The 6,289-nt window shown below is 51.0% G+C and carries 7 protein-coding genes; 2 read left to right on the plus strand and 5 right to left on the minus strand.

Features of this window, described 5'->3' with window-relative positions; all coding sequences use genetic code 11:
- Positions 1–1,860 (minus strand): cation-translocating P-type ATPase (locus IQ235_RS15820; RefSeq protein ID WP_264322405.1); only part of this gene is annotated, 1,860 nt, incomplete at its 3' end.
- 727 nt (positions 1,861–2,587) lie between these two features.
- Here IQ235_RS15820 and IQ235_RS15825 point away from each other — a divergent pair.
- The gene (locus IQ235_RS15825; RefSeq protein WP_264322406.1) at positions 2,588–3,082 is read left to right on the plus strand and encodes a hypothetical protein; all 495 of its coding nucleotides are present in this window, start codon (positions 2,588–2,590) and stop codon (positions 3,080–3,082) included.
- Between the two features lie 43 nt (positions 3,083–3,125).
- On the opposite strand, the gene IQ235_RS15830 is transcribed toward IQ235_RS15825, so the two are convergent.
- From IQ235_RS15830 to IQ235_RS18985, 4 genes are all read right to left on the minus strand, one after another.
- Positions 3,126–3,791 (minus strand): J domain-containing protein, encoded by a 666-nt coding sequence (locus tag IQ235_RS15830; protein WP_264322407.1) that lies wholly within the window; start codon positions 3,789–3,791, stop codon positions 3,126–3,128.
- 157 nt (positions 3,792–3,948) lie between these two features.
- On the minus strand, positions 3,949–4,545 hold the full coding sequence (locus IQ235_RS15835; protein ID WP_264322408.1) for an ATP-dependent Clp protease proteolytic subunit: 597 nt from the start codon (positions 4,543–4,545) through the stop codon (positions 3,949–3,951).
- Positions 4,546–4,744: 199 nt separating this feature from the next.
- Positions 4,745–5,431: an ATP-dependent Clp protease proteolytic subunit gene (locus IQ235_RS15840; protein ID WP_264322409.1), complete on the minus strand. Its 687-nt coding sequence runs from the start codon at positions 5,429–5,431 to the stop codon at positions 4,745–4,747.
- 615 nt (positions 5,432–6,046) lie between these two features.
- Positions 6,047–6,202 carry a hypothetical protein gene (locus IQ235_RS18985; protein WP_441373277.1) on the minus strand — a complete coding sequence of 52 codons (156 nt, stop codon included), beginning with the start codon at positions 6,200–6,202 and terminating at the stop codon, positions 6,047–6,049.
- Between IQ235_RS18985 and IQ235_RS18990 the strand changes: the two genes are divergently transcribed.
- A complete protein-coding gene (locus tag IQ235_RS18990; protein ID WP_441373276.1) occupies positions 6,156–6,287 on the plus strand; it encodes a hypothetical protein in 132 nt (43 codons plus the stop codon). The genes IQ235_RS18985 and IQ235_RS18990 overlap by 47 nt on opposite strands.
- Positions 6,288–6,289 lie beyond the last annotated feature (2 nt).

The raw sequence follows: 6,289 nt of genomic DNA on the forward strand, positions 1-6,289 counted from the left end.
CACCCGATCTCTCAACTCCGAGGGAGACAGGCGCGCCAATTCTTGCCCGGTGAGAAGGTGTCCCCCGGTGGTAATGCCCAATTCGCGGGCAATGTGGCAGGCGGTGAGGGGATGGTCGCCGGTAATCATCACCACCCGAATTCCGGCATTCTGGCAGGTTTGCACCGCTTCTGCCACTTCCGATCGTGCCGGATCGAGCATTCCTACCAAACCGATGGCGACCAAATCTCGTTCGAGGGCGATCGCCTCGTCGGGAAGGGCATCGAGGGGACGAAAGGCGGTGGCTAAAACCCGCATTCCGTTTTGCGCCAACCGATCGTGGGCGGCGTTGAGGCGATCGCGCCAGGTTTTGTCGAGGGGTTCGATGCGATCGCCTATCCAAACCCGATCGCAAATCTCCAGCAAACTGGCAAGGGAACCTTTGGTAAACGCCCAGTATTGAGGCATCCCCCCCGTTGGGTCGATAGATCCCAGGCACGCCAGACTTTCGGGAAGTTCTTCTGGGGTGGCAGCACAGCGATGGAAAGTGGTCATCAACTTGCGATCGGAATCGAAGGGCACTTCGTCGATGCGAGGGAAGAGGCGATCGAGTTCTGATTCGGGCAACCCCGCCTTGGCCGCCGCAACGACTATCGCCGTCTCTGTGGGGTCGCCGATGGCGCAGGATTCTCCCTCCGTAGCGTCCAAAACTGCATCGTTACATAAAGCCCCACTGGTCAGCAACAGAGCGATCGCCCCTCGATCGGTTTTGTCTTGGATTTCGGGGGCAACCGCTTCGGAGGAAACCCCAGGGGCAGATCTGGAGATTCGATCGCTCGGCGCGCCGGCCACATCCAGCACCGCCACGGTCATCCGATTTTCCGTCAGCGTCCCGGTTTTATCGGAACAGATAGTCGTCACCGAACCCAAGGTTTCCACGGCAGGAAGGTTGCGGACGAGGGCGTTATGTTGGAGCATCCGTTGCGCCCCCAACGCCAGGGCAATGGTGACGACAGCGGGTAACCCTTCGGGAATCACCCCCACGGCCAGACTAACCGCCGTCAGCAGCATCAGCGTCAATGGTTCCCCCCGCAGGAGTCCTAAAATCAGGATAACGATCGATAGCACCAGGGCGATCGCGCCGATGAATTTGCCCAACTGCTCTAGCCGTTTCTGCAAGGGGGTTTGCTCGGAGGCGACCTGTCCGATGAGGCGGGCAATGCGCCCCAACTCCGTCTGCATCCCCGTCTCGGAAACGATCGCCGTCCCGCGTCCGTAGGTGACGATCGTCCCTCGGTAAACCATATTCAGTCGATCTCCCAGGGGTAAATCCCGGTCAAATTCCAGGGCGGCATCCTTTTCCACCGGTTCCGATTCCCCCGTCAGGGCCGCTTCCTGAATTTTGAAGTTTGCCCCCGAGAGCAAACGTCCGTCTGCCGGAACTAGGTTTCCCGCCTCCAACAACAGAATATCTCCCGGTACAAGGCTATCGGCGGAAATCTCTTTAACTTGTCCCTCTCGGCGCACGCGTACCGTGGGCATCGCCAATCGTTTCAAAGCGGCCATCGCCTGTTCTGCCCGATATTCCTGACGAAACCCCAGCACGGCATTGAGTACAACGATCGCGCCGATGGCGATCGCATTTTTGGCATCCCCTAAAGCCGCAGAGATGGCCGCCGCCACAATCAACATCACCACTAAGGGGGCTGACAGTTGTTCCCAGAGGATTTTCCAAGGAGATTTGCGTCCGGTTTCGATAAGTTGGTTGGGGCCGTATTGCTGTAATCTTTTCTCGGATTCGGCTTCACTCAAGCCGCGATCGATGTCCGTATTTAGCTGCTCGACGATCGTTTCTAGACTTTCTCGATACCAATGGCTCATTGCACCTTCCCAAAACCCTTGCACCGATAATATCAAGTTCGACGAGATACTGACGATTAGCAGTCATATCGGTCAGAGATCTTAGCTGTCGTGCGTTTAAACCCGATTTTGCCAAAAATGGTAAATTCTCTAAAACTCCTGTCTGTTCCCCGTTCCCGATCCGATCGCTCGATTTTAGATACACGCGAGTTTAATTGAATGTTATCAAGCGCGATCGATAGCAAAAGTGGTCAGTGTATCCGGATCGATGCGATTTCCAATTGAAATGAGTAAAGTAAAGCCAGTTTTGAATAAGCTAAAATCCTAATGTTTCCCGAGCTAGTGAATGCGCAAATACCTGATGGTGCGCGTTGGGTTGCTCGCTATCGATCTCTTAACGATAACTCTCGTTGTAAATAGGTTTTCGATCTTGAATCCCATCTAACCCCGATTTCCTGTGGCAATGCAGAAGAGAGAAAGAGAACCCAAAAACAAGGTTACCTCTAGAACCACTCAATATCGACTATTGACCGTTCGCCACAGCCCAACGGGGCTGAAGTCACAAGTAATAAGGGGTACAGATTCAGTCCGAATCAAACGGTATAAAGTCTCTTCATTCATGAAAAAAACTTAAACCCAATTCATTTTTTGAACTCTCCGATTTTAAGCTCAGGTCAAACTTATTACCGATCTCTTGAAACTTATTACTTGTGAATCTCTTCCTGTCCCCTGTTTCCTGTCTTTCGATATGACTGCAATCCGTCCGTTTTTACTAGGCAGAGTTTTCGATCCGGTGGGAATTAGCGGTGTCGGTCACGTTGCTGAAGGTGGCGTTCTTGTGAATGCTGACGGCAGTACGGGAATCGTCATTTTGGCATGGCAAACTCGCTATCGAAGCGTTTCTGTCTACCCCACCCTCGAAGCCCTAAAACAAATTCAGTGCCGCGATAATAATACTTTGATTATCGATGCCCAAGCCCTGCGAATCGCGGGAAAACGAGAGGAAACGATCGCCGAACGACTGCCCGCACCCTTTTATCTACTCAAGAATAGAGGCAATGGAGAAAGCCGCGACGGATGCAAAGTTGCCTGTGGGTGTCAGTTTTCTAACGCAAAAGTGGGTTTGATGTGGACGATTGCCGAACCGATTGTCTCTTGGTTCGATAATATCGCCGATCTTCAAGCGATTCACGTGCGGGACAATAGATCGCGCATCGTTTGGGCGAAACCATCGGAATTTTAAGGGTCGGTGAAGCGCGAGGTGTAATCGTTTGTCAAGCGATATATCATCGGAGCAAATTTTCCATACGGCGAAAATCTCGTTCGACTTCCAGCCACAGTGCCCGATTGTGGGGATCGGTACGCAGAGATTTTTTTAGATAAACCCTTGCCTTAGAAAGGGTTCGGCGATCGATGAGATGGCGACCGAACCGCTGGTAGGTTACCGCCTGCCACTGGCGAATTTCTGTATCTTGAGGTAACCGAGAAGCCAAACCTTCAATCAGGGCGATGGCGCGGGGAAACTTTTTCTGTCCGAACAGCGTTTGCAACTGCTTGTAGCTGCGGTGTTTGAGCTGTTTCTCGAAGTCAGACAGACTGGGATGATCGCGAAAGGAAGGGGCTTTGGATTGGCGAGAGATTTTTGTTTTTTTAGGTTTTGTAGGCGGGTTTTGAGAGGATTTTTGAGGCGGTTTTGGTGTTGGGGGTGTTGCCCCACGGGTTGATGCGGGAGTGGGTGCGGGAGATTCTGACGCGGGACGATCGAAATTAGCCGCCGCCAGCAAAACTTGATAAGCCTGATGGAGTTGAATGAATTTTTCGTGAGCGTACCGATCTCCAGGGTTGATGTCGGGGTGGTATTGGCGGGCCAGTCGGCGATAAGCGGCTTTAACTTGGTCTAAACTGGCGTTTCGTTTCAATCCTAAGACTCGATAACAATCGGTTACGTTCACGGCGATCGGTACTTAAAAGGAACTGGGGACGGGGACTTGGGCGTTTTCGACGTCAGAGCTAATTCAAAACTGAGGGTATTCTCATCAATTTTCGTAATTTTAAGCTCTCTTGGCTCCCGAGCGCCCGTTCCCAGCTACTATTTTAGTCTTAGCAACTTTATTCTTGGCGATCTTCAATGGCGCGGTCGATCAGACCGTATTGCACCGCTTCTTCGGCGGACATGAAGTAGTCGCGATCGGTATCCTTCTCAATTTTTTCGAGGGTTTGACCGGTGCGTGCGGCAAGAATATCGTTAAGCTGCTTTTTGATCCGTAAGATTTCTTTGGCTTCGATTTCGATATCCGTCGCCTGTCCTCGCGCGCCGCCGAGGGGTTGGTGGATCATGATTCGAGAGTGGGGTAGCGCCAGACGCTTACCGGGAGTTCCAGCCGCGAGTAGGAACGCACCCATGGATGCCGCCAGTCCGACGCAAATGGTAATCACTTCACATTTGATGTATTGCATCGTGTCGTAAATCGCCATCCCCGCCGTCACCGAACCTCCTGGAGAGTTGATATAGAGGTAAATTGGCTTGTTGGGGTCGTCGGAGTCGAGATAGAGCATGAAGGCGACGATGCGATTGGCTAAGGCATCGGTGACTTCTTGTCCCAAAAACAAAATTCGCTCTTGAGACAGGCGAGTGTAAATACTAATCCATTGCTCGTACTGACTGCCAGGAAGACGGTACGGAACACTAGGAACACCAATAGGCATAAGAGTTGTTTGGGAATGAGGGGCAAAGGGGGTTCGAGAACGGACAATTGACAATGGATAATTGACAATTACCTTTTTTTATTTTCAATCCTCTTGAAAATCTGGAAGATTGTTTTTGGCTATTTCTTTAAAAGAAGAAAATTTTAACCGAATCCATCAATTTATCGATATTTAAAAATCGATTTTGGGTAGATTGCAATTACATGACGGGCATCGGAGCCGGAAGTTCTTTAGTACTCTCAAGGACGCGATCGATGATACCGTACTCCTTGGCAGTCTGTGGGGTAAAATACAAGGTTCGATCGATATCTTTTTTGATTTTATCGATCGATTGACCCGTATTTTTCGAGAGAATTTCGAGCATCGTTTGCTTGTTCTGCAAGACTTCTTTGGCGCGGATTTGAATGTCCGTGGCTTGACCGCGCGCCCCACTTTTAGCTTGATTGAGAACGATCGTGGCATGGGAGAGGCTGGCGCGATATCCTTTGGTTCCCGCAGCGAGAATCATAGCGGCAGTTCCCATTGCCTGACCGATACAAATCGTATGGACGGCAGGCTTGATGTAGTTGAGGGTATCGCAAATGGCAAAGGCTTCGGTTTCAAAACCGATCGCATCTCCGTCGTACCAAGAAGTTCCCGTTGAGTTGATGTAGAAAAAAATCGGCTTTTCGGGATCGTCAAACTGTAAGTAAAGCAGTTGGGCGATAATCAGTTCGGTGACATCGATGCCAACGCTGCGCTTCACCTCGTCCGAAGAATACAGCGGCAATCCGAGATAGACGATCCGCTCTTTTAGCAACAGCGACTCTAAGTCAGGCGGCGGCGTCCGATAGGACATATCGCTGTAGGTATATCCCGATTGAACGGCTCTGATGGGTGAATCCATGGAGTTAGACGACCTGTAGTTATCTTGAGAAAAATGGCGATATTCTTTAGATATAGTAGCGTGTTCTTGGAAACAGCAGGGGGCAACGATCGGGTGCGGTTTCCTGTACCTTCGCCCCAAATATTCCGTAACCTTGCCGTTACCGTTTGAAGTCCAAAAGTATTCCCTTGAAGATGGGAGAGGGGTTTGTAGGGGCGCGCGCATCCCACGCGATTGATTATGAGTCAAATGAAGCTTAGACTTCCAAATGCTATAGCCTGTCTCCGAAGGAGACGCTACGCGAACGGCATGGCTATAGTGCTGTCGCGCATGGCTTCGCTAACGCTAACGAAGCGCGCCCTCTTCTCCGGAGACGGGGAGATGGGGGAAATCCAGAGACATTAAAGGTTTTGAGACAAGTCGATCTGACAATAAAATGCGTATTAGTAAAGGACGCTTGAATTTGTCAAGATAACTCCGCCCGTGCGTGGGCCGGAGCTTGGGTAGACAACCAACTACCGGAACTTGACTACATCGTAAAGCCTAGTTCTGGCACGTACTTTCGGATATTTCGCCAGTCCGAACTATCTACAAACCCGTGTTGTCGGGTGTGGGTTAGAGACCAGACATCTTGGATTAGGTGGTGGAGGCGACGGGGTGAGCGTAGTCGAACCCCAAATACTTAATCGCGAGGTTTATCACCATGCAGCGAGTACCTGTAATTTCACCAAAAGGTATCCCTTTGATGCCAACCAAACCATCCCGCGCTCGCCGTTGGTTGCGAGACGGCAAAGCTCGAATCTATAGCAATTCTCAGTCTTGTGAGGTACACCCAAATTCTATTTCCTATTCCCCATTCCCCATTCCTGGTTACTGAGC

The organism is Zarconia navalis LEGE 11467 (assembly GCF_015207075.1).
GTDB classification, from domain to species: Bacteria; Cyanobacteriota; Cyanobacteriia; order Cyanobacteriales; family Geitlerinemataceae; genus Zarconia; species Zarconia navalis.

Bases quoted from the DNA above. Each gene is read 5' to 3' on its own strand.
- IQ235_RS15825 (WP_264322406.1), top strand. From the start codon at position 2,588: ATGACTGCAATCCGTCCGTTTTTACTAGGCAGAGTTTTCGATCCGGTG.
- IQ235_RS15835 (WP_264322408.1), bottom strand. From the start codon at position 4,545: ATGCCTATTGGTGTTCCTAGTGTTCCGTACCGTCTTCCTGGCAGTCAG.
- IQ235_RS15840 (WP_264322409.1), bottom strand. From the start codon at position 5,431: ATGGATTCACCCATCAGAGCCGTTCAATCGGGATATACCTACAGCGAT.
- IQ235_RS18990 (WP_441373276.1), top strand. From the start codon at position 6,156: ATGCCAACCAAACCATCCCGCGCTCGCCGTTGGTTGCGAGACGGCAAA.